The organism is Streptomyces sp. NPDC021093 (assembly GCF_044333135.1).
Classification (GTDB): Bacteria; Actinomycetota; Actinomycetes; order Streptomycetales; family Streptomycetaceae; genus Streptomyces.
On the sequence record NZ_JBIRQJ010000014.1, the window covers coordinates 170,820 to 192,311 of the forward strand.

19 protein-coding genes are annotated in these 21,492 nt (G+C 71.8%); 13 read left to right on the top strand and 6 right to left on the bottom strand.

The genetic code is table 11. The features are described 5' to 3' along the window. The first annotated feature begins 131 nt into the window (after window positions 1-131). The 6 genes from ACH4SP_RS35975 (at window position 132) to ACH4SP_RS36000 (ending at window position 7,449) form a co-directional block, all read left to right on the top strand. Window positions 132-1,286 (top strand): hypothetical protein, encoded by a 1,155-nt coding sequence (locus tag ACH4SP_RS35975; RefSeq protein WP_398421480.1) that lies wholly within the window; start codon window positions 132-134, stop codon window positions 1,284-1,286. Continuing rightward, window positions 1,283-2,575 (top strand): ATP-binding protein, encoded by a 1,293-nt coding sequence (locus tag ACH4SP_RS35980; RefSeq protein ID WP_398421482.1) that lies wholly within the window; start codon window positions 1,283-1,285, stop codon window positions 2,573-2,575. The genes ACH4SP_RS35975 and ACH4SP_RS35980 overlap by 4 nt, the downstream gene beginning before the upstream one ends. Before the next feature lie 97 nt (window positions 2,576-2,672). Continuing rightward, window positions 2,673-3,074, top strand: coding sequence for an SH3 domain-containing protein (locus ACH4SP_RS35985; RefSeq protein ID WP_398421483.1), 402 nt, complete (start codon window positions 2,673-2,675; stop codon window positions 3,072-3,074). A 196-nt stretch (window positions 3,075-3,270) separates the two neighbouring features. Then, complete coding sequence (locus ACH4SP_RS35990) at window positions 3,271-4,857, top strand: FtsW/RodA/SpoVE family cell cycle protein (protein ID WP_398421485.1); 1,587 nt, start codon at window positions 3,271-3,273, stop codon at window positions 4,855-4,857. Then, a complete protein-coding gene (locus tag ACH4SP_RS35995) occupies window positions 4,854-6,311 on the top strand; it encodes a penicillin-binding transpeptidase domain-containing protein (RefSeq protein WP_398421487.1) in 1,458 nt (485 codons plus the stop codon). The genes ACH4SP_RS35990 and ACH4SP_RS35995 overlap by 4 nt, the downstream gene beginning before the upstream one ends. A gap of 67 nt (window positions 6,312-6,378) precedes the next feature. Continuing rightward, window positions 6,379-7,449 (top strand): amidase family protein, encoded by a 1,071-nt coding sequence (locus ACH4SP_RS36000; RefSeq protein WP_398421489.1) that lies wholly within the window; start codon window positions 6,379-6,381, stop codon window positions 7,447-7,449. Window positions 7,450-7,481: 32 nt separating this feature from the next. On the opposite strand, the gene ACH4SP_RS36005 is transcribed toward ACH4SP_RS36000, so the two are convergent. Further along, window positions 7,482-8,081, bottom strand: a complete 600-nt coding sequence (locus ACH4SP_RS36005) for a Uma2 family endonuclease (RefSeq protein WP_398421491.1) — start codon at window positions 8,079-8,081, stop codon at window positions 7,482-7,484. 109 nt (window positions 8,082-8,190) lie between these two features. Then, window positions 8,191-9,114 (bottom strand): ADP-ribosylglycohydrolase family protein, encoded by a 924-nt coding sequence (locus ACH4SP_RS36010; RefSeq protein WP_398421493.1) that lies wholly within the window; start codon window positions 9,112-9,114, stop codon window positions 8,191-8,193. 120 nt (window positions 9,115-9,234) lie between these two features. On the opposite strand from ACH4SP_RS36010, the gene ACH4SP_RS36015 reads away from it, so the two are divergent. Further along, window positions 9,235-10,104 carry an alpha/beta fold hydrolase gene (locus ACH4SP_RS36015; RefSeq protein ID WP_398421495.1) on the top strand — a complete coding sequence of 290 codons (870 nt, stop codon included), beginning with the start codon at window positions 9,235-9,237 and terminating at the stop codon, window positions 10,102-10,104. 115 nt (window positions 10,105-10,219) lie between these two features. Here the strand turns inward: ACH4SP_RS36015 and ACH4SP_RS36020 are convergent, their stop codons facing one another. Together ACH4SP_RS36020 and ACH4SP_RS36025 are read right to left on the bottom strand one after the other, a co-directional pair. After that, complete coding sequence (locus ACH4SP_RS36020) at window positions 10,220-10,684, bottom strand: RICIN domain-containing protein (RefSeq protein ID WP_398421497.1); 465 nt, start codon at window positions 10,682-10,684, stop codon at window positions 10,220-10,222. Between the two features lie 142 nt (window positions 10,685-10,826). Further along, a complete protein-coding gene (locus ACH4SP_RS36025) occupies window positions 10,827-11,978 on the bottom strand; it encodes a ferritin-like domain-containing protein (protein WP_398421499.1) in 1,152 nt (383 codons plus the stop codon). A gap of 192 nt (window positions 11,979-12,170) precedes the next feature. On the opposite strand from ACH4SP_RS36025, the gene ACH4SP_RS36030 reads away from it, so the two are divergent. Further along, entirely contained in the window at window positions 12,171-13,130 is a 960-nt protein-coding gene (locus ACH4SP_RS36030; RefSeq protein ID WP_398421501.1) for a diiron oxygenase, read from the top strand. A 90-nt stretch (window positions 13,131-13,220) separates the two neighbouring features. Here ACH4SP_RS36030 and ACH4SP_RS36035 read toward each other — a convergent pair whose 3' ends face one another. Continuing rightward, window positions 13,221-14,444, bottom strand: coding sequence for an Ig-like domain-containing protein (locus tag ACH4SP_RS36035; protein ID WP_398421503.1), 1,224 nt, complete (start codon window positions 14,442-14,444; stop codon window positions 13,221-13,223). 229 nt (window positions 14,445-14,673) lie between these two features. Between ACH4SP_RS36035 and ACH4SP_RS36040 the strand changes: the two genes are divergently transcribed. From ACH4SP_RS36040 to ACH4SP_RS36060, 5 genes are all read left to right on the top strand, one after another. After that, window positions 14,674-15,924, top strand: coding sequence for a lipid II:glycine glycyltransferase FemX (locus tag ACH4SP_RS36040; RefSeq protein ID WP_398421505.1), 1,251 nt, complete (start codon window positions 14,674-14,676; stop codon window positions 15,922-15,924). Window positions 15,925-16,055: 131 nt separating this feature from the next. Next, window positions 16,056-17,609 (top strand): murein biosynthesis integral membrane protein MurJ, encoded by a 1,554-nt coding sequence (gene murJ / locus ACH4SP_RS36045; RefSeq protein WP_398421507.1) that lies wholly within the window; start codon window positions 16,056-16,058, stop codon window positions 17,607-17,609. Between the two features lie 80 nt (window positions 17,610-17,689). After that, window positions 17,690-18,373 (top strand): response regulator, encoded by a 684-nt coding sequence (locus ACH4SP_RS36050; protein WP_398421509.1) that lies wholly within the window; start codon window positions 17,690-17,692, stop codon window positions 18,371-18,373. Window positions 18,374-18,486: 113 nt separating this feature from the next. Further along, window positions 18,487-19,974, top strand: a complete 1,488-nt coding sequence (locus ACH4SP_RS36055) for an ATP-binding protein (protein ID WP_398421707.1) — start codon at window positions 18,487-18,489, stop codon at window positions 19,972-19,974. Next, window positions 19,971-20,627 (top strand): hypothetical protein, encoded by a 657-nt coding sequence (locus ACH4SP_RS36060; RefSeq protein ID WP_398421511.1) that lies wholly within the window; start codon window positions 19,971-19,973, stop codon window positions 20,625-20,627. The genes ACH4SP_RS36055 and ACH4SP_RS36060 overlap by 4 nt, the downstream gene beginning before the upstream one ends. Before the next feature lie 50 nt (window positions 20,628-20,677). On the opposite strand, the gene ACH4SP_RS36065 is transcribed toward ACH4SP_RS36060, so the two are convergent. After that, window positions 20,678-21,394, bottom strand: a complete 717-nt coding sequence (locus ACH4SP_RS36065) for a DUF4232 domain-containing protein (protein WP_398421513.1) — start codon at window positions 21,392-21,394, stop codon at window positions 20,678-20,680. Window positions 21,395-21,492: the final 98 nt, after the last annotated feature.

Below are 21,492 nucleotides of genomic sequence, written 5' to 3' on the forward strand. Positions count from 1 at the left end.
GAGGGGAGTTCTTGTTCCTCCGCCGACCCGATCGACTCGATCGGCCCGATGGAAGCGATCGGCCCGACGGACACGCTCGGCCCGATGGGCGCGTAGCACCGGTCCGAGGACCGGTGCTGCCCCCCGGCCGGATGCGTACGCTGCCGGCCCGGACGGCCGGCGCCGCCGCACTGGTGGCCGCGGTGTCCGTGCTGTCCGGCGCGGTTTCGGGCTGCGGCAAGGCGGGCGAGCTGAAGAGCGCGGGGCCCGCGCACGCGGCCGTCGGGCCGGTGCGGCTGTGGCCGACGCTGCCGCCCGCGAAGGCTCCGGCCGAGGACTTCGGGATGGCCGAGACGGAGACCGCCAAGGGCATCAGGGTGCGGGACGGCAATGTGCGCAAGGTGGATCCGGTCGCGGTGGTACGGGCCGAGGTGGCCGCGCACCCCGACACGTACAGCGGACCCAGCGGGCTCTACGCGGAGACGGTGGCCAAGCTCGCCACCTGCGGCGAGCGGCCCAAGCAGTGCCCGGTGCTGCCGCCGTACTACCGCGATCTGACGGGCGACGGCCGGGACGAGCTGATCCTCGGCATCAGAATGCCGGAGGGCCAGCTGGCGATCCGCGCCTACCTCGCCGAGAAGGGCGGGCTGACCCGGATCATGGGCACGTCGGACGCGGTGATCAGCGTGGCGTTCGCGGGCCGGGACCTGGTGCTGCGGGTGCCGTCCGGGATCACGGGCTACGAGTACCGGACCGCCTGGACCTGGGACGCGCGCCAGCACGCGATGCTGGCCACGCAGGACCAGATCGTGCACACACCCCGGGGCCCGCACCCGAAGCCTTCGGGCACGGGACCGGGCACAGGACCCGGTACCGGTACGGGCACGGGGCCCGGCACGGGCGCGGGTACAGGCCCCGGCGACGGCGCGGGCACGGGACCCGGTACCGGCACAGGTACGGGCGCGGGCACGGGACCCGGCACAGGTACGGGTACGGGTACGGGGCGTGGCACAGGCACGGGCCGCGACACGGACACAGGCGCGGGCGCATACGCAGACGCGGACCCGAGCGCGTTCACGTACACGGACGCGGACGCTGACGCGCGAACGAGCGCGTACACGTACACGGCCGCCAGCACGAGCACGCACACGCACACGTACGCCAGCACGCACGCAGGCACCGGCATCCACCCCCACACCGGCACCGGCACCGGCACCCACACCGGCACCCACGAAGCCGCACCCCCCGACCGGGCCCCCGCCCCAGCCCCCGCCCCCCTCCCCTCCCCCATCCGGCGCGCCCCATGAAGCGCGTCCGTCTGCCGTTTCCTGCCTGGACCGCCTCGCTCACCTGGAAGGCGCTCGCCTTCCTCACCGTGATGTGCTGCGCCCTCGCCTTCGTCCTCGGCGCCCTGGTGCACGTGTCGGTGACCCACCAGACGGTCGAGCAGGCCCGTGAGAAGGCCCTGGACAAGCTGGACCGGGCCGTCCAGGCGTACGAGGCGGGCGACCCGCTGCCGCCCGGCGCCGGGCTCGACCTCCCCGGACTGCCCGGCTCCCTGGTGACCCTCGCCCGCGACGGCCAGCAGGGCACCGTCGTGGAGAACGACCTGGACGGCCACCCCCGGATGTGGGCCGCCCGCGCCGCCGACGGCCGCGCCCTGGGCGTCGCGATGGACTACGGCCCGAGCGTGGAGACCATCACCGGCCTGGACCGGGCCATCCTCTACTCCTCCGCCCTCGCCATCGGCGCCACCCTGCTGGTCGGCGCCTTCGCCGTCACCCGCGTCACCCGCCGCCTGCACCAGACCGCCCGGGTCGCCCGCCGGATCGACGCGGGCGACCTCGACGCCCGGGTGAACGACCCCCGCAACCGGGACCCCGGCCGCCATCAGGACGAGGTGTCCACCGTCTCCGGCGCCCTCGACACCATGGCCTCCACCCTCCAGGGCAAGCTGCTCAGCGAGCAGCGGTTCACCGCCGACGTCGCCCACGAGCTTCGCACCCCGCTGGCCGGGCTGACCGCAGCCGCCGGGCTGCTGCCGCCTGGCCGGCCGTCCGAGATGGTGCAGGAGCGGGTGGACGCGATGCGGCGGCTGACCGAGGACCTCCTGGAGATCTCCCGGCTGGACTCGGGCAGCGAGCAGGTCGAGCTGGACATCCACCAGCTGGGCCCGCTGGCCGAGCGCGCCGGGCGCGGGGCGGGCGCTCCCACCGAGGTACGGGTCGTCAGGAGCGTCGGCGTGGAGACCGACCGGCGCCGTCTCGAACGGGTGCTGGGCAATCTCGTCGCCAACGCGCACAAGCACGGCCGGGCCCCGGTGGTGCTGACGGTCGAAGGACCGGTCATCACGGTGCGTGACCACGGCTCCGGTTTTCCCGCCTACCTGGTGGAGCACGGGCCGCAGCGGTTCCGCACCGAGGCGGGCGCGGGCAAGGGCGGGCACGGTCTCGGTCTGACCATCGCGGCGGGCCAGGCGGAGGTGATCGGGGCCCGGTTGACGTTCACCAACGCACCGGACGGCGGGGCGGTCGCCACGCTCGTACTGCCGGAATCCCCCGAGCCCGGCAACTCCCCACAAGGCAACACAAAGTGACACTTTGCGATCATTAAGTGTCGATTTTAGGGTGAAGCAAGCGAGTTGAGGGCCGCATCCCGCAACGGGGCGCGGCCACTCCTCCCTAGGAGGCAACATGCCCACCCCCAAGAAGCTGGCCCTGTACGTCGCCGCGGGTGCGCTGACCGCGGCCCTCGCAAGCACCCCCGCCCTGGCCGAGCAGCGACCCGCCACCGACCAGCAGCCGGTCGCCGAACAGCAGCCCGCCGCCGAGCAGCAGCCGGTCGCCGAGCACCCCCGGCACACCGAAGGCCGCGTCACGGCGAGGGGCGGCCTGAAGCTCCGCGACAAGCCCACCCGCAGCAGCCGCATCATCCGTGTCGAGCCCTACGGCGCCACGGTCCACATCTTCTGCAAGACCACAGGCGATCACGTCGAGGGCAACAACCACTGGTACCTGCTCACGGACGGCACGTGGGCCTGGGGATCCGCCCAGTACATCGTGCCGAGGGACGGGCACAGCCCCCGCTGGTGCTGAGCGCTCCGCTGGATGTGCCGCGAGGTGCCGTTGCTCATCCGCGGCGCCGTCGTGGCTGGTCGCGCCCACGCGGCGGAGCCGCATAACCGAATACAGCCCCGCGCCCCTAAGGGGCGCTGCCGAACCAGGCGTGACGTTCCTGCCCCCTGGTGACATATGCCGACATTCAGCACAATCGCTTGCTACGTTGCCGGTCATGACGGACACGAAGACGGGCAGGCTCAGGGACGCGCCCCCACCCGATCTCCGGCTCCCCAAGCGTCGCGGCGTAGAGCTCTCGCTCCTCGTCGGCGCCGTCCTCATCGCCGTGCTCGGCTACTGCGCCGCCGGCCTCGGCAAGACCGGCGGCGCACCGCCCGACGCCCTGAGCTACGGCGCGGGCCTCGGCGTCCTCGCACTCCTCGCCCACTTCGCGGTCCGCTTCCGCGCACCGTACGCCGATCCGCTCCTCCTCCCGATCGCCGTGCTCCTCAACGGCATCGGCCTGGTCCTGATCTACCGGCTGGACCTCGAAACCCCGCAGGACCAGGCCGCGTTCACCCAGCTGACCTGGTCCACGCTCGGCGTCGGCCTCTTCATCGCCGTGGTCGTACTCCTCCGCGACCACCGGGTCCTGGCGCGGTACGCGTACCTCTCGTGCGCCGCCGCGCTCGTCCTGATGGCCGTCCCGATCTTCTTCCCGGCGATCAACGGGGCCAAGATCTGGATCCGGATCGGCGGACTCTCCTTCCAGCCGGGCGAGTTCGCGAAGATCCTGCTCGCCGTCTTCTTCGCCGCGTACCTGGCCGCCAACCGCAACGCCCTCGCGTACACCGGCCGTACCCTCTTCTTCAAGCGTCTCCAGCTCCCGACCGGCCGGGTGCTGGGCCCGATCGTCACGATCTGGCTGCTGAGCGTCGGCGTCCTGGTCCTGGAGCGGGACCTGGGTACGTCCCTGCTCTTCTTCGGCCTCTTCGTGATCATGCTGTACGTGGCGACCGGGCGGACCGGCTGGATCGCGGTGGGACTGCTGCTGGCCGCGGTCGGGGCGTACGCCGTCGGCTCGATCGAACCGCATGTGCACAGCCGGGTCGCCGACTGGCTGAATCCCTTCGCCTCCATCGAGGCGGGCCAGGGTCCCGGCCAACTCGCCCAGTCCCTCTTCGCGTTCGCGGCGGGCGGCATGCTCGGGACCGGGCTCGGCCTCGGCCATTCCATCCTCATCGGGTTCGCCGCGAAGTCCGACTTCATCCTGGCGACGGCGGGCGAGGAGCTCGGCCTGACCGGGCTCACCGCGCTCTTCCTGCTGTACGCGCTGCTGGTCGCCCGCGGCTACCGGGCGGGTCTGTCGCTGCGCGACCCGTTCGGCCGGCTGCTCGCCATCGGCCTCGCGTCGATCGTCGCGCTCCAGGTGTTCGTGATCGCGGGCGGTGTGATGGGGCTGATCCCGCTGACCGGCATGGCGATGCCGTTCCTGGCGCAGGGCGGCTCGTCCGTCGTCACCAACTGGATCATCGTGGCGCTGCTGATCCGGGTCAGCGACTCGGCCCGCAGCCCCCAGCCGTCGGCCGCCGAAACCGGTCAGATCGCGGCGGTGACGGCCGACGATCCGGCCGAACTCGAAGACGTACGAGAAAGGCTGGAGGAAGGGAAGCTGAAGGAAGGGACGCTGAAGAAACTGGAGAAGGGGGCGCTGGAGAAGGGCACCTTGGAGAAAGGGACGCCGGAGAAGAGGACGCCGGAGAACGGGACGCTGGAGAACGGGACGCTGGAGAACGGGACGCTGGAGGAGAAGAAGCCGTGATCCGCTACATCCGCCGGGCCGCCGCCTGCTGTCTGCTCCTGCTGGTCGCCCTCCTGCTGAACGCCGCCCGCGTCCAGGTCTTCCAGGCCGACTCCCTCGACGACAACCCGGCCAACCGCCGCAAGAACATCGCCCGTTACGACCAGGCGCGCGGGAACATCCTCGTCGACGGGAAGCCGGTCACCGGTTCCAAGGACACCGGCGAGCAGCTCCGCTGGGAACGCACGTACACCCAGGGCCCGTTGTACGCCCCGGTCACCGGCTACGCCTCGCAGACGTACGGCACCGCCTTCGTCGAGGCCGCCGAGGACGACGTCCTCTCCGGCACCGATCCGATGCTCGCCCCGTTCCCCTTCTGGGGGGAGATCACCCGCAAGCAGCAGCCCGGCGGGCAGGTGGCCACCACGATCCGGGCGGCGGCCCAGCAGGCGGCGTACCGGGGTCTCGGCGGGCGGCGCGGCGCGGTCGCGGCGATCGAGCCGGCGACCGGGCGGATCCTCGCGCTGGTCAGCAGCCCTTCGTACGATCCGGGGCTGCTGTCGGGGACGGGGTCGGCGGTCGCCGACACCTGGTCGGGGCTCAATTCCGCGACCTCCCAGCCGATGCTGAACCGGGCGATCCGGCAGACGTACCCGCCCGGCTCCACCTTCAAGATCGTGACGGCCGCGGCGGCGCTGGACGCGGGGGCGGTGACGGACATCGACGCACCTACGGACACTCCCGACCCGTACGTCCTGCCGGGCACCAGCACCACGCTCCCCAACGAGGCGAGCGGCTGCGAGGACGCGTCGCTGGCGGAGGCGATCCGGGTGTCCTGCAACACGGTGATGGCAGGTCTCGGGGTGAAGGTCGGGCTGGCCGGGATGCTGGACACGGCGGGGCGCTTCGGCTTCAACGACAAGGGGATCCGGATCCCGTCACCGGTGTCGGCGAGCAACTTCGACAGGAGCATGAGCGACGACCAGCTGGCACTGTCGTCGATCGGCCAGTTCGACACGAGGGCGACGCCGCTCCAGATGGCGATGGTCGCATCGGCGGTGGCGAACGGCGGCGATCTCAACAGGCCCCACCTGGTGGAGAGTACGGCGACGGGGACGGGCAGCGTCGTCTCGCAGACGGCCACCCGCTCCTACCAGCAGGCGATGAATCCGGCGACGGCGATGCAGCTCCAGAAGATGATGGTCGACGTCGTCGAGAACGGCACCGGCGGCAACGCGGCGATCCCCGGAGTGACGGTCGGCGGCAAGACGGGCACGGCGCAGCACGGGGTGGGCAACTCCGGCATCCCGTACGCCTGGTTCATCTCCTGGGCGCAGAAGCCGGACGCCGGGCAGGCGGGGGTGGCGGTCGCGGTGGTGGTGGAGGACTCGCAGGCGCGCCGGGGGGACATCACGGGCGGCGGGCTCGCGGCGCCGATCGCGAGGTCGGTGATGGAAGCGGTGTTGAGAGACTGATCCACAGGCGGCTTCCGGGTGAGGAAGTCGCCGGGTGAGGGAAGTTCCGGGGTGAGGGAGGTTCCAGGTGGATGTGCGGCAGCTGGATGTGCGGCAGGCGCTGACCCGGATCGCGGAGCTCGATCCGCGGCTGTGCGCGTTCCTGGAGGTGTGGGAGGGCGCGGCTCCGGTGCCCGGCGACCGTGAACTCCCGCTACACGGCGTGCCGTTCGCGGTCAAAGGACCCTCGGGGATACGTTCCTACGCCGCGCGGCGGCTGATCGCGGCGGGCGCGGTCCCGGTCGGGTCCACGTCGGTGCCCGGTCCCGGAACGTACTGGCAGACCTGGGGCCTGGGCGCACGCGGCCGCACCCTCAATCCGTACCGCGCCGACCGCACTCCCGGCGGGTCGTCCGCGGGCTCGGCGGTGGCCGTCGCCGCCGGGATGGTGCCGCTGGCCACCGGGAGCGACGGGGCGGGGTCGATACGGATCCCGGCGGCCTGGTGCGGGGTGTTCGGCCTGCGGACGACCCGGGGCCTGCTCCCGTCGCCGGACCGTACGGCGCTGGCGACGGCGGGGGTGCTCGGCCGGTCGGCGGCGGAGCTGGAGACGTATCTGGGCTGCGTGGTGGACGGGTACGCATCCCTGTCGGAACCGGCGGACCTGCCGACGAGCGCGGTGTGGTCCGCCGACCTGGGCTTCGCGGCGGGCCCCGACCTGGACCCGGAGGTGGTGGCGGTGGCACGGCACGCGGCGGAACGCATCCTGACGCTGGAGGACCCCCCGGAGGGCTTCGCCCTGCTGGACCCGAAGGAGGAGTGGTTCGCGATCCGGGGCGGCGCACGGCCGGGGGCGGTGGCGGCGGAGAACACGGCCCGACTCGACCAACTCTTCTCCCGCACACGGCTGTTGGCCACACCGACCACCCCCTACCCGCCGCACGGGCACGAGGGTCCCGGCGGCCGCTTCTCGACGGCGCTGACGTGGGCGTTCAACGTGAGCGGACATCCGGCGGTGAGCATTCCGGCGGGTTTCACACCGGACGGATGCCCGGTGGGGCTGCAACTCGTCTCGGACTTCGGAGGGGAGGCACTGCTGGCACGGGCGGCGGCCGCCGTACCGCCGTGGCCACTGCCTCTTGCGAGTTCGCACGGGTGAAGCGGGGCGACGGAGTGGCGGCGCCCCGGAGGTCAGCGGCGCCGGTCGACGGCCGTCAGATCGATGTCGACGGGGAACGGGACGGACAGCTTGAGCCGGTCGTGGAAGATTCCGGCTGCTCCGTAGGCGTGGGTGGCCGGGTCGAGTTCGTAGACGTAGACGACGGGGAGACCGTGGTTCTCCTCGACGCGCCAGAAGTGGGGGATGCCGGCCTGCGCATATTTGCGGGGCTTGGTCTCGCGGTCGCGGTCGGTGGATTCCTCGGAGACGATCTCGACGGCCAGCAGGAGGTGTTCCGGGGCGTACCAGGTCTGCGACGGCCCGGTGAAACCCTCTTCCCGCACCAGCATGAGATCGGGCTCAGGCCGGTCGCGCTTGGCGAGCTTGGTGGTCATTTCGCGTACGACGCGCCACTCCTCCGGAACCTGGCTCCACAGGGCGTACTCCAGCACGCGCAGAGTAACCATGTGGAAGTAGGTCTGCGGACTCATGAAGACGAGGCTCCCGTCGATCAGCTCCGTGTGCGGAGGAAGATTCGGAAGCCGGTCCAGATCGTCAGCCGTCCACCCGCCGACAGGCGGACGGGCCCACTCGTAACTCTCGTCCAGCCCGTACTCGCGTGCGGCGCTCATGATTGCTCCCATGGGGCGGAGTCTGTCTGACGCAGAAAGCCTACCCAGAGTGATTGCCGATCCGCCCCTCGTACGATTGAGCACCCCCTGGGTATTGACGCACCCCCTCTCACCCCAGCCCCTCCCTCCTCTCCAGCCACTCCCCCGGCATCCCGTCCACGCCGACCCTCGCTCCCACGATCCCGCCCGTGATCGCGCACGTCGTGTCGACGTCGCCGAAGCCCTCCGCCGTGGCCCAGAGGGCGTCCTCCAGGTCGGCCGGGTGGCGGGCCGCCGTCCACACCGCGAAGGGGACCGTGTCGTCGGCGCGGATGCGGCGGCCGCTGCCGAGGAGGTCGGCGGCGTTCCGGGGCGGGGTGGTGAAGGGGAGCTCGGCGGCCGTCAGCAGGCCGTCCCTCACCGCTCCCGACGGGGTGCGGTCCGCGACCACCGGGAGTGAGAGTTCGCCCCGTACCGAGAGCGCTGCCGCGACCGCCACCGCGACGGCTCCCGCGACGCCCTGGGGGTGGGAGTGCGTGACCGCTGCCGCCAACTCGGCCTGTTCTGCGGCCAGTTCGAGATCGTACGAGAACCAGGCGCCGAGCGGCGCCACCCGCATCGCCGCACCGTTGCCGAGGCTGCCGCCGCCTTCGAAGAGGGCGGGGGCGAGGGTGCGCCAGTCGGCGGGGCGGGCGAGGAGTTCGGGGAGGAGCACATGCATGCCGTGGCCGTAGCCGCGGCCCTGGTCGGCGTCGAAGGCGAGCGCGAAGCGGGCGGCGAGGCGGTCCTGGTCGACGCGGCCGTGTTCGGTGAGGACCCGGTGCAGGGCGAGGGCCATCGCGGTGTCGTCGGTCCAGGGCCAGAGCGGTCCCGCAGGGACACGGCGGGCGCGTACGTCCGCGTAAGCGTGGTCGGGGACGAGGCCTTCGCGGAGGCGGAAGCGGGGGAACCAGCGCTCCCCGAAGGCGTCTCCGAGAGCGAGGGCTTCGAGACTGCGCCGGGCGGCGCGGCGGTTGGCGGCGGGCGCGGACGGGACGCGGTCGGTGTCTGCCATGGACACCATCGTGCCCGGAGCAGGAAAGGGCGTACATCCATTATGGGCCGGGGAGCGGGCGGATTCCGTCGTCCTTGCGAACGATCTTGAACGCCCTTTCCCCGACCTACCGTTGACGTCATGAGCAGCACACCCCTTCACCTCCACGTCCACGACCACGGCGGCGAAGGTCCCGCCCTCCTCCTCCTGCACGGCGCGGGCCGCTCGCGTGCCGACTGGGACGACGTCGTCCCGTACCTCCTCCCCCACCACCGCGTCCTCGCCGCCGACCTGCCGGGACACGGCCGCTCACCGGCACCGGCCGGCTCCGGGTGGTCCTTCGAGGCGACGGCACGCGCGCTGGACGCGACACTCGCCGCCCACGACGCGGTCCCGGTCGGGCACTCGCTCGGCGGCATGGTCGCCGTGCACCTCGCCGCCACCCGCCCCCACGCCGTGCGGGCCGCCGTCGACCTGGACGGGTTCTGGCGGGGGACGTTGGAGCGTTACGAGTCCTCCGCCCGGCTCGACGAGACCGTCCGGGCGGCGGCGGGCAGTGTCATGCCGCCCGAGTTCATCTCCCAACAGGGTGTGTACGCGGGCCAGTTCGGGATCCCGTCCGAGCGGGCCGAGCGCACCACGCGCGCCGCCGCACGCGAACTCCCAGACGGCCGGTGGCAGTTGCTGCCCGAGCGGGACACCGCGCTCGCGATGTACGACGCGATGGACGCGCTCGACCTCTTCACGCTCTTCCGCAAGGTCGAGTGCCCGTTGCTGCTCGTACGCGGGGAACGCGCACAGCCGCCGAGTCCGCCCGGCATGGAATGGCTCGACGCCTTCTGGAGCGAGTTCGGGAAGGGGCTGACCACCGACCTCGCCGCACTGCGCGCGGACCGGCCGGACACCGTCACCGTCGAGGGCATCGACGCCACGCACGCGCTGCTCCTTGAACAGCCGGAGGCGGTCGCGGCCCTGATCACGGAGTTCGTCGGCAAAGCCGCGGCCCGGTGACGGATGGGCCCGCCCCGTGGAACGCCGCAGCGACCACAGGGCGGGCCGACCCGCGCAAGTACCGTAGATCCGGTAAATGCGGGCGAGGGTGAGCCGTCAGGCCGACGGTGACCCGTCAGGCCGGGGGCGGCGGCACGTCCCAGCGCTGCCAGGCCACCTCCGCGCAGTTGCGCACGTTGATGCCCGCGTGCTCGCTCGGGTCACCGTTGTTCTGGATGCTGAGGCACTGCCCGTTGACCTGGGTGATGAGGTGGGAGTTGGCGACGTCCCAGCGCTGGTTGGCCTGGCCGTGACAGTCGCCCACGGCCTGGGCCGGGGCGTCGGGCTCCCCGTTGCGCACATCGAGGCAGTGCAGCTCGGCGCGGTTGCGCAGCGTCCCGCCCTGCCAGAACCAGAGCTGATTGCCCGTGCCCCGGCAGGTCTGCACCTCCACGTTGTCCCCGTTGGTGGCCAGGCACTTGCCGTGCAGACCGCTGTGGATCTCGAAGTCGCCCGCCGCCGCCGCGGGCGTGGCCGTCATCCCCGACACCGCGACCGCAAGCCCCAACGCCCAGACTGCCGAGGTAAGTCGACGCCTCATCACTGACTCCCACTCTCTCCTGCACCTCAGATGCCGCGGGACCGCGCGCCGAATACCGCCGCTCGGCGCCCATCACCGCGGATCGATTACGCACTGATCATTGCCCATACACAGAGAGTGAACAATCCCAAGATCGGGGGGTTTACCGAGGGGAATCCCCCGATGCGTCCACCGCTCCTCCCGCCGCGATCGCGTCCCGGACCTCGTCCACCCGCGCCTGCTCCTCCGCCGCGAAGCGCTCCCGGTCGAGCTGTTCGGCGATCTCCTCGTCCTGCGTCATCAGCAGGTCCAGGTTGGAATCCCCCAGTTCGAACACGCCCATGTCGACGTACGCCTTCTGGAGGCGCTCGCCCCACAGCCCGATGTCCTTCACGCACGGAACGATCCGGCTGAAGAGCAGCTTGCGGAACAGGTGCAGGAACTCGCTCTGCTCGGTGAGCTCGTGCGCGTCCTGCTGGGGGATGCCGAAGTTTTCGAGGACCTCGACGCCGCGCAGGCGGTCGCGCATCAGATAGCAGCCCTCGATGACGAACTCCTCGCGCTCCTTCAGCTCGGCGTCGGAGAGCTGCTTGTAGTAGTCGCGCAGCGCCATCCGCCCGAAGGCGACATGACGGGCCTCGTCCTGCATGACGTACGCGAGGATCTGCTTGGGGAGCGGCTTGTTGGTGGTGTCCCGGATCATCCCGAAGGCCGCCAGGGCGAGGCCCTCGATGAGCACCTGCATGCCGAGGTACGGCATGTCCCAGCGCGAGTCCCGGAGGGTGTCGCCGAGCAGCCCCTGGAGGCTGTCGTTGACGGGGTAGAGCATGCCGAGCTTCTCGTGCAGGAAGCGGGAGTAGATCTCGGCGTGCCGGGCCTCGTCCATGGTCTGGGTCGCGGAGTAGAACTTCGCGTCCAGGTCGGGGACGGACTCGACGATGCGGGCGGCGCACACCATCGCCCCCTGCTCGCCGTGCAGGAACTGGCTGAACTGCCAGGCGGTGTAGTGCCGCCGCAGATCGCCCTTGTCCCGCTCCGTCATGCGGTCCCAGTAGCGCGTGCCGTAGAGGCTCATGGACTCGTCGGGGGTGCCGAGGGGATCCTGCGGATCGACCTCGTGGGACCAGTCGATGCGGGTGGCGCCGTCCCACTGCTTGTCCTTGCCCTTCTGGTAGAGGGCGAGGAGACGCTCGCGGCCTGAGCCCCCCTCTTGGCCGACAAACATGGCCTCCCAGCTGAAGCGGGCGGCACCGGTGGCCGGAACCTGCCAGATCTGCTCGGACGGACTTTTCGTGTAGAGCTCGTGCGTCGACATCCGCGACCCCTTCACATACCCAACAGCCTTGTTCAGCCAGACAGTTGGCAGGCTCACACGCGGGTAGACGCACGGTCAACAAGCCGGACACAGGCCCGTCAACAAGTCCCGCACAAGGGATTGACGCCCTTACTGACAAGGAGTCTCATAAGAAGTGACCCCCGGTAACCCCAATCACGAGGTGCTCCGACGATGACGACCGCGCCGAGCAGGACAGCAGCGCCGACCGAGACCGACTTCACCGCCCTCCGTGATGCCCTCGGAATGCTCAAGGACCGCGAGCAGGTCGCCGAGCGCCTCCTGGAGTCGTCGGCGAAGCACTCCTTCGACCCGGACAAGGAACTCGACTGGGACGCCCCGGCCGACGAGGGCAAGTGGTACTGGCCGCCGGAGCTGGTGTCCCTCTACGACACCCCGCTGTGGCAGAAGATGTCCGAGGACCAGCGGATGGACCTGGCGCGGCACGAGGCCGCCGCCATCGCCTCGCTCGGCATCTGGTTCGAGATCATCCTGATGCAGCTGCTGGTCCGGCACATCTACGACAAGTCCGTGACCAGCAACCACGTCCGGTACGCGCTCACCGAGATCGCCGACGAGTGCCGGCACTCGATGATGTTCGCCAGGATGATCGAGAAGGGCGGCGCGCCCAACTACCCCGTACCGCGCGTCTATCACAACCTCGCGCGCGTCCTGAAGACCGTCTCGACGACCCCCGGCTCCTTCGCGGCCACGCTCCTCGGCGAGGAGATCCTCGACTGGATGCAGCGGCTGACCTTCCCGGACGAGCGCATCCAGACGCTGGTACGGGGCGTGACCCGCATCCACGTCATCGAAGAGGCCCGCCATGTCCGGTACGCGCGCGAGGAGTTGCGCCGCCAGATGGTGACGGCACCGCGCTGGGAGCAGGAGTTCACCCGGCTGAGCTGCGGGGAGGCGGCCCGGGTCTTCTCCACCTGCTTCATCAACCCGAAGGTGTACGAGAACGTGGGCCTGGACCGGCGCGAGGCGATCGCCCAGGTGAAGGCGAGCGGCCACCGCACGGAGGTCATGCAGAACGGCGCCCGGCGGCTGACCGACTTCCTCGACGACATCGGCGTGCTGCGGGGCGCCGGACGCAGGCTGTGGGTCAGCTCGGGGCTGCTGGCGCGCTGAGGGGGCGCCGGCGGAGAGAGCCCCGGCTGAGAGCGGCCGGGCCCCGTCGCCCGGATGCGCGAGGCGCCGGCTGAGCGGGCTCGGTTCAGCTCAGCTCAGCGCGCTGAGCCGGCGCCAGTCCTCCCACGACAGGTTCCACTGCCCGAAGCCGTTGGCCGGGGCGACCACGCCCTTGGTTTCCTTGCCGGTGATCTCGAAGGGGTCGCCCGGCCGCACCTGGCCGTAGAACCACGCCGCGTCGGCGCTGCTCATTCCTATGCAGCCCGAGCTCTGGTTCGCGTTGCCGAAGTAGCGGGCGTTCCAGGGGGCGGCGTGTGCGTACATGCCCGACCAGGTGAGCCGCATCGAGTAGTCGACCATCTTGTCGTAGGCGTTGCCGAGGCCGACCGTCTCGGAGTTCATGTTGATGGTGCCCTCCTTGGCCATGAGGACAGCGGTCCCGTGCCAGGAACGCCGGTCGCCGCCGGGCGTGCCGCCGGAGACCGGGATGCGGCGGACGGGCTTGCCGTCGCGCAGGAGCGTGAGGTGGTGGCTGTCCAGGTCCACCTTGACGATCTGCTGCGCGCCGATGGTGAAGGTGGTGGTGTAGTCACGCACGAACCAGCCGCCGGGGCCGGAATCGGTGCCGTTCAGGTCGGCGTTCACCGTGACCTTCGTACCGGACTTCCAGTAGGTCCTGGGGCGCCAGTCCACCCGGTCCTTGCCCGACCAGTCGCGCATCCAGCCCCAGGAGCCCTCGGTGGGGTTCGAGGTGGTGACCTTGAGGTGCTTCTCGACCTCGGCCCGGTTCTTGACGGGGCGGTCGAAGACGAGCGAGACCGGCTGGGCCACGCCGACCGCGGTGCCGGTGCCCGGGCGCCAGTCGACCTTGTTGACCTCGGCGGCGGGGACGGTGGTGAAGGAGGTTCGGGTCGTGGCGGCGGTGCCGCCGGGGGTTCGGGTCTCCGCCGTGACCGCGTACGCCGTGCCGGGTGCGGCCTTGCGTCCGGAGGTCCAGGTGCGGCCGTCGGCGGCGACCTGCCCGGCGAGTGCGCGGCCCTTGGCGTCGGTGACGGTCACCGAGGTGAGGCGTCCGCCCGTCGCGGTGACCTTCACCGGCTCCCCGGCCGCGGCCTTTCGGCCCGTGGGGGTGACCTTCACGGTGACGGGGCGGTCGTCGTTCTTCGCCGCCGTGCCCGCGGCTGCCGTGCCCGCGTCCGCCGTGGCCGGAGCGGGGTCGGCCGAGCAGGCGGCCACGAGCGGGGCGAGCAGGGCCGCGGCGACGGCGACGGCGGTACGTATCGGGGGGTGGGCGCGGACGCGTGTGCGGTGCAACGGGACCTCCGTGGCGGGAAGAGGACTGGACCGGCAAGGAAGGAACCGGCGGCCGGTGCTGCGACTGTAGAACCGGAGAAGCCCAGGTCAGAGGCGTCGGAGCCATGTGACGGCGACTGGTGAGGAACGGTCATGGTCCGGTCACATTCGTCGCGCGGGACGGTCATGGGCGGCTGTGAGCATCTCGTCCGACCCCGCGACAGTCCGGGGAGAAGGAGAGGCCCCGACCGTGTCAGCGCTGCTCGTACCGACCCAACCTCCCTACGAGGAGAACGCCCGGTCCCTCAGGCTGAGTTGTGTCTCCGCCGAGACCTACCTCGCCTTCCTCGCCTCGCGCGACGGCGCGGCGCTCGGCGCCTCGTTCCTGCAGTGCCCTTCCTGGGGCGACGTCAAGGAGGGCTGGCGCACCCAACTGCTCGGCTGGGGGCCCGATCCGCAGGCCGGCCGGCTGACGGGAGTGGCGCTGGTGCTGCTGCGGCAGTTCCCCGGCACCCGCAAGTACTTCGCCTACCTGCCCGAAGGGCCCGTCGTCGACTGGGCCGACCCGGACGTCGACGGCTGGCTCGGTCCGCTGCTTGAACACCTGCGCGGCGCGGGCGCCTTCGCCGTACGCATCGGCCCCTCGCCTGCCTACCGGCGCTGGGACGCGGCCCTGCTGAAGTCGCTCAGCCACCCGGGAAGCCAACAGGGCGGCCAACAGGGCAGGCGCCTCGGCGACGTCCTCGCCAGCGAGGTCGACCCGCTGGGCAGCGCGGTGGCCGACCGGCTCCGCGCCCGCGGGTGGCGGCGCTGCGGCTCCGACGGTCCGAGGGGAGACGGTTCGGGGGGTGCCGGTTCGGGGGGCGACGGGGACGCCCAGCCGCGCCACGTCTTCCACGTACCGCTCGCCGGGCGCAGCACCGAGGACCTGTGGTCCGGGCTCAACCAGGAGTGGCGGCGCAATGTCCGGCGGGCCAGGAAGGAGGGCGTGGAGGTCGTGGTGGGCAGCGCCGCCGACCTGCCCGAGTTCTACCGGCTGCTGCGCATCACCGAGGAGCGCGACGGCTTCCGGCTCGGCCGCTCGCTCGCGTACTACGCACGTCAGTACGCGGCGCTCAACGCCGAGGAGCCCGGCCGGATGAAGCTCTATCTGGCCCGCCACCGCGGCGAGGTCCTCGCCGCCCACACCATGATCACGGTGGGCCGGAGGGCCTGGTACCAGACCGGTGCCTCCGCCGACCACCGCCGGGAGGTACGGCCCTCCAACGCCCTCCAGTGGCACATGCTGCTGGACGCTCACGCCCGGGGCGCTGACGTGTACGACATGCGGGGGGTACCCTCCACCCTTGACCCCGGCGAACGTGCGTACGGACTGCTGCGGTGGAAGCTCGGCACCGGTGGTCGGGTCGTCGAGACGTTGGGGGAATGGGAGAGACCCTTGGGCGGCACCGCAAACCAGACGCTTTACCGCGCCTTCCAGGCGTACCTGAACCGCCGGTGAGGCCGTCGGCGAAAGAGACGCGTCCATCTGAAACCGTTCCCCCCGAAACCACTGCCCCCGGAACCACTGCCCCCGAAGCCGTTCCCGGCGACGCCCCCAAGGCCGTCTCCGCGGCACGCAGCAGTGCCGTCATGGCCGCGGGCTCCCTGGTGTCCCGGGCCACCGGCTTCGTGCGGTCCGCCGTGGTCGCCGCGGCGATCGGCACGATCGGGCCCGTCGCCGACGGCTACGCGGTCGGCAACGCGCTGCCCACCATCGTCTACATGCTGCTCCTCGGCGGCGCGCTGAACGCCGTCTTCGTGCCCGAGCTGGTCAGGGCCGCCAAGGAGCACGAGGACGGCGGCGCCGCCTACACCGACCGGCTCATCACGCTCTGCGTCGTCGCCCTGCTCGCGATCACCGCGACCGCGGTGTGGGCGGCGCCCGCGATCATCGGCGTCTACACCGACTACAGCGGCCCGCAGGCGTCGATGACGATCGCCTTCGCCCGCTACTGCCTGCCGCAGATCTTCTTCCTCGGCCTCTTCACCCTGCTCGGGCAGGTGCTCAACGCGCGCGGCCGGTTCGGCGCCATGATGTGGGCCCCGGTCCTGAACAACGTCGTCGTCATCGGCGTGTTCGGCCTGTTCCTGGCCCTCTCCCTGGGCGGTGGGGACACGCTCACCGCGTCCCGGACCGCGCTGCTCGGCTGGGGCACCACCGCCGGGATCGCCGTCCAGGCGCTCGCGCTCGTCCCGGCGCTGCGCGCGGCCCGCTTCCGCTGGCGGCCGCGCTTCGACTGGCGGGGCAGCGGGCTGACCCGCCCGCTGCGGGCGGCCGGCTGGCTGGTGCTCCTCGTCCTGGCCAACCAGGCCGCCTACTGGGTCACGACCCGGCTGGCCACCACCGCGGGCCTCGAAGGGGGGCCGGGCTACGGCGCGTACAACAACGCCTACGTCCTGTGGGTCGTCCCGCACGGCATCGTCACGGTCTCCCTGCTGACCGCGCTGCTGCCCCGGATGAGCGCGGCGGCGGCCGACGCGGACACCGCGGCCCTGCGGCGGGACGTCTCGTCCGCGCTGCGCTCCTCGTCGGCCGCGATCGTCCCGGCCGCCTGCGTGCTGTTCGCCCTCGCCCACCCGGTGATGGCGCTCGTCTTCGGCCACGGCAGGACGAGCGCGAGCGACACGGCCGCGATGGCCGGGATCCTGATGGCGTTCGCGCCGGGACTCCTCGCCATGTCCGGTCAGTACGTGCTCTCGCGCACCTTCTACGCGCTCGGCGACACCCGTACGCCCTTCCTGCTCAACCTGGTGATCGTCGCCCTCAACGCGGGCCTGTCCGTGGCCGCCGCCCAGCTGCTGCCGGCCCGCTGGGCGGTGACCGGGATGGCGGCGGCGTACTCACTGGCGCTGTACGGGGGCTGGGTCGTGACGGGCCGGGTGCTGAGCCGTCGGCTGGGCGCGGCCAGGCCGTGGCGGTCGTCCGCCGTCGTGGCGCACGCGCGGCTGCTGCTCGCCGCCGTTCCCGCCGCCGCGCTCGGCCACTTCGCGGCGTCCGGGGCCGCACCGGCGGGCGTCCTGGCCTCTGCGGCGGCCGGAGCGGCCGTCATCGTGCTCACCTTCGTGCTGCTCGCCCGGCCGCTGCGGCTGACCGAACTCGACGCGCTGCTCTCGGGCCTGCGCCGGCGAGCGTCCCGGCGCTGAATCACCCACAGGCGCTGGATCACCGACCAGCGCTGAATCACCATCGACCCGGCGCCGAATCACCACCGAGGAGACTGCTGATGCCCCGCGTACTGCTCATCGAGGACGATCCCGCCGTGCGGGAAGGCGTCGAACTCGGTCTGCGCCGCCGCGGCCACGAGGTGCGGTCGGCCGCCACCGGCGAGGCAGGACTCGCCGCGCTGAGCGCCTTCCGCCCCGATCTGCTGCTGCTGGACCTGATGCTGCCCGGGATGAACGGCGTACAGGTCTGCCGGCGCGTCCGCGAGGACAGCCAGCTGCCCATCATCATGCTCACCGCACGCGGCGACGACTTCGACATGATCGTGGGCCTGGAGGCCGGCGCCGACGACTACATCGTCAAGCCCGCCCGCCCCGACGTGATCGAGGCGCGCATCCGTGCCGTGCTGCGCCGCATCGAGGTCACCGGCACGGACCGGCCGGCCGTCGAGGTCCACGGCGACCTCACCGTCGACCGGGCCGGGCTCACCGTCACCAAGGCCGGCCGGCGCCTGGCGCTGGCCCCCTCCGAGCTGAAGCTCCTGCTCCACCTCTGCGCGGCCCCGGACCGGGTCTTCAGCCGTCAGCAGCTGCTGGAGCACGTCTGGGAGCACAGCTACCACGCCGATGCGCGCCTGGTCGACGCGTGCGTCCGCCGCCTGCGCAACAAGATCGAGGACGACTGCGGCACTCCCCGGTACGTCCAGACCCTGCGCGGCTTCGGCTACCGCTTCGGACCGCTGTGACAGGGACACACCTCGGCGGGGACGGGGACAGTTCCGGGGACGGATCCGGGGGCGCCGACACGGGCGGCTCCGGGGGCGGATCCGGGGGCGCCGACGCGGGCGGGCGGCGGCCGGTGCGGCGGGCGTGGGCGTTCGGTCTGCGCACCCGCCTGGTACTGGCGTTCCTGCTGGTCGCTGCGGTCAGCGCGGGTACCACGGCGGCGCTGACCTACCGGGAGGCCCGCAGCGCCCTGCTCAAGACCGCCCAGGACACGGCCGTCTCGTCGTTCCGCGACCACGTCCAGCAGACCGGCTTCGGTCTGCCCGTACAGGCCGAGGGCATGGAGGAGGTCCTGCGCGACATCGCCCGCAAGGGCAAGCCGCGCCCGTGGGTCGTCTTCGCCGAGTACGGCTCGGTCCGTGCCTCGTCCGGCACCAGCCCCGTCTCCACCGTCATCACCCCGCAGCTGCGGCAGGCCGCGCGGGCCAACCCCCGGGGCAGCTTCGAACGGGTCGTCAAGGACGGTGTCCCGTATCTGACCATCGCCATGCCCACGGTCTTCAAGACCGGCCCGCAGGGGGTGCTGCCCACCGGGCTGGTCCTGTACGCCGTGATGCGGATGAGCGACGAGCAGATCAACGTCGACGCGCTCCTGACCGCCGCCCGCGACGGGGCCCTGCCCGGACTGGCCGTCGCCCTGCTGCCGGGCCTGCTCGCCGCCCGCAGCGTGCTGCGTCCGGTACGGGAACTGCGCCAGGCCGCCCGGAGCATGGGCAGCGGCAGGCTCGACACCCGTATCCGGGTACGGGGCAACGACGAGCTGGCCGACCTCGCCCACACCTTCAACGAGTCCGCCGGCAGCCTTGAGCACTCCGTACGGGAACTGCGCCGGGCCGAGGCGCGCGCCCGCCGCTTCGCGTCCGACGTCTCGCACGAACTGCGCACCCCGCTCGCCGGCATGCTCGCGGTCACCGAGGTCCTCGACGAGGACGCGGACCGGCTGGACAGCGACACCGCCCGTGCGGTGCGGCTGATCAGCTCGGAGACCGGGAAGCTCGCCGTCCTCGTCGAGGACCTGATCGAGATCTCCCGCTTCGACGCGCACGCGGCCGCACTGAACACCGACGAACTCGACGCGGCCGAGGCCATCCGCAAGACGCTGGCCAACCGGCACTGGACGGACGGCCGGGTCCGCGCCGAACTGCCCGACGGGATCCGGGTGCGGCTCGACCCGCGCCGCTTCGACATCGTCGTCGCCAACCTCGTCGGCAACGCGTTGCGGCACGGCGGTGCGCCGGTCACCGTACGGCTGCACAGCGGGACCGACTCGGGCGGAGTGCCCGTGCTGGTCACCGAGGTCGCCGACAGCGGGCCCGGCATCCGGCCCGAGGTGCTTCCGCACATCTTCGACCGCTTCTACAAGGCCGACGCGGCGCGCACCCGCTCGGCGGGCAGCGGACTGGGACTGGCGATCACCCTGGAGAACGTCAAACTGCACGGAGGGACGGTCCGCGCGGGGAACCGGCCCGAGGGAGGTGCCGTCTTCACCGTCGAGATACCGCTGCACACGGAAGCGGAAGAAGCGGACGAAGCGGCAACGGAAGAGAGGGCCGGCGCGTGAGGCAGGGGCGCACACGCCGCCGGGCACACGCCGCCGCACCCGTGGCGGCCCTGCTGCTCGCCGGATGCGGCATCCAGGAGACCGACGTCATCGAGGCGGGCGGTCCGGCCCATGTGCAGACCTTCGTCAATACCGGCGACGACGCGTTGCTGTTCTTCCGGCTGCCGCACGGAGAGCTGGCCCCCGTGCCCCGGCCCTTCAAACCCACGGGTGCGTTCGGCGAGGAGTACCGGCAGCCCGGCGGAACGGCCCGGCGCGCGTCGACGGAATGGGCGGTCTCCGCACTGCTCGGCGGCCCGGGGAAGGCCGACAGGGCGGCCGGGCTCGGCACTTCCCTGCCCAGGGTCGCGAAGGGCGGCGTCCGGGTCCGGCTCACCGGGGACGAATCCGGGGACAAGTCCGGAGCCGGGTCGGGGGACGGGTCCGGGTCGGGGGACGGGGACAAGTCCGGGTCCGGGTCAGCGGACAAGGAGAAGGAAGTCGTCATGACCCTCCCCCTCGCCCTCGGCCGACTGGACGCGACGGCGGTGCGCCAGTTGATCTGCACCGCCGCCTACAGCAGGGACCGCGACGGCCGGGCCACGGTACGGATGACGGGCCAGGACGGCGTGTCGGCGTCCGGCACCTGCGGCCTGGACCCCGGCACCGGCTAGGCGCCGGGGAGAGCGGCTCCCCGCTGACGGGGAGCCGTTCCGTGTACGGGTCAGCCGCCCTGACCGGCGCTGCCCATCGGGCCGATCTTCACCTGGGAGCCGGAGCCGTCCGTGACGGGGAGCGTGGCGGAGCCGGGCCAGGCCAGGGTGACCGACTTCGTCTCGTCCGGCGGGGTCACCACCAGACCCGTGATGCGGACGCCGGAGCCGCCCGACTTGTTGGCCGGGTAGTGGATGCCGAAGTACGTCGACTTCCCGCTCTTGAGGATGCCCGGAACGACCGGCTCCCCGCTGCGCGTCGCCGACAGCGACCCCGCGTTCGTCTTCAGGTCGACACCCGCGTACCCGGAGATCGCGCAGTCCTTGCCGCCCTTGTTCTTCAGCTCCACCGCGACGGTGTTGTCCGAGTCGCCGCCGACCGTGGCGTCCGCCGCGGTGATCACCAGGCCGTCCGTACGGCACTTCTCGACCTTGCTGCCCTCGCCGGAGCCGGAACCGGAACCGGAACCCGGGGCCGTGCCCTGTCCGCCGGAGCTCTTCCCGGCGGAACCCTTCCCGTCCGAGCCCTCCCCCGCCGAGTCCTTCCCCGCGGAACCCTTCCCGCCGTCCTGGTCCGAGCCGCCCGAGCCCGAACCACCGGTCGAGGAAGCCTCGGAGGGCGCCGCGGAAGGAGCGCTCTGCCCCGCGCCGTCATCACCGTTGCAGGCCGTGAGCGAGAGCCCCGCGACAACTGCCAGGGCGGCGAGGGTGAGCTTGTGAACGCGCATCGTTTCTTCCTCAGAATCGGTGGGGGCGAGCAGTGCCGGCCGCTCGGTACGGGTCGGTACGAGCGAGCGTTTCTGATCACCAGGACCCTCCCCGCCCG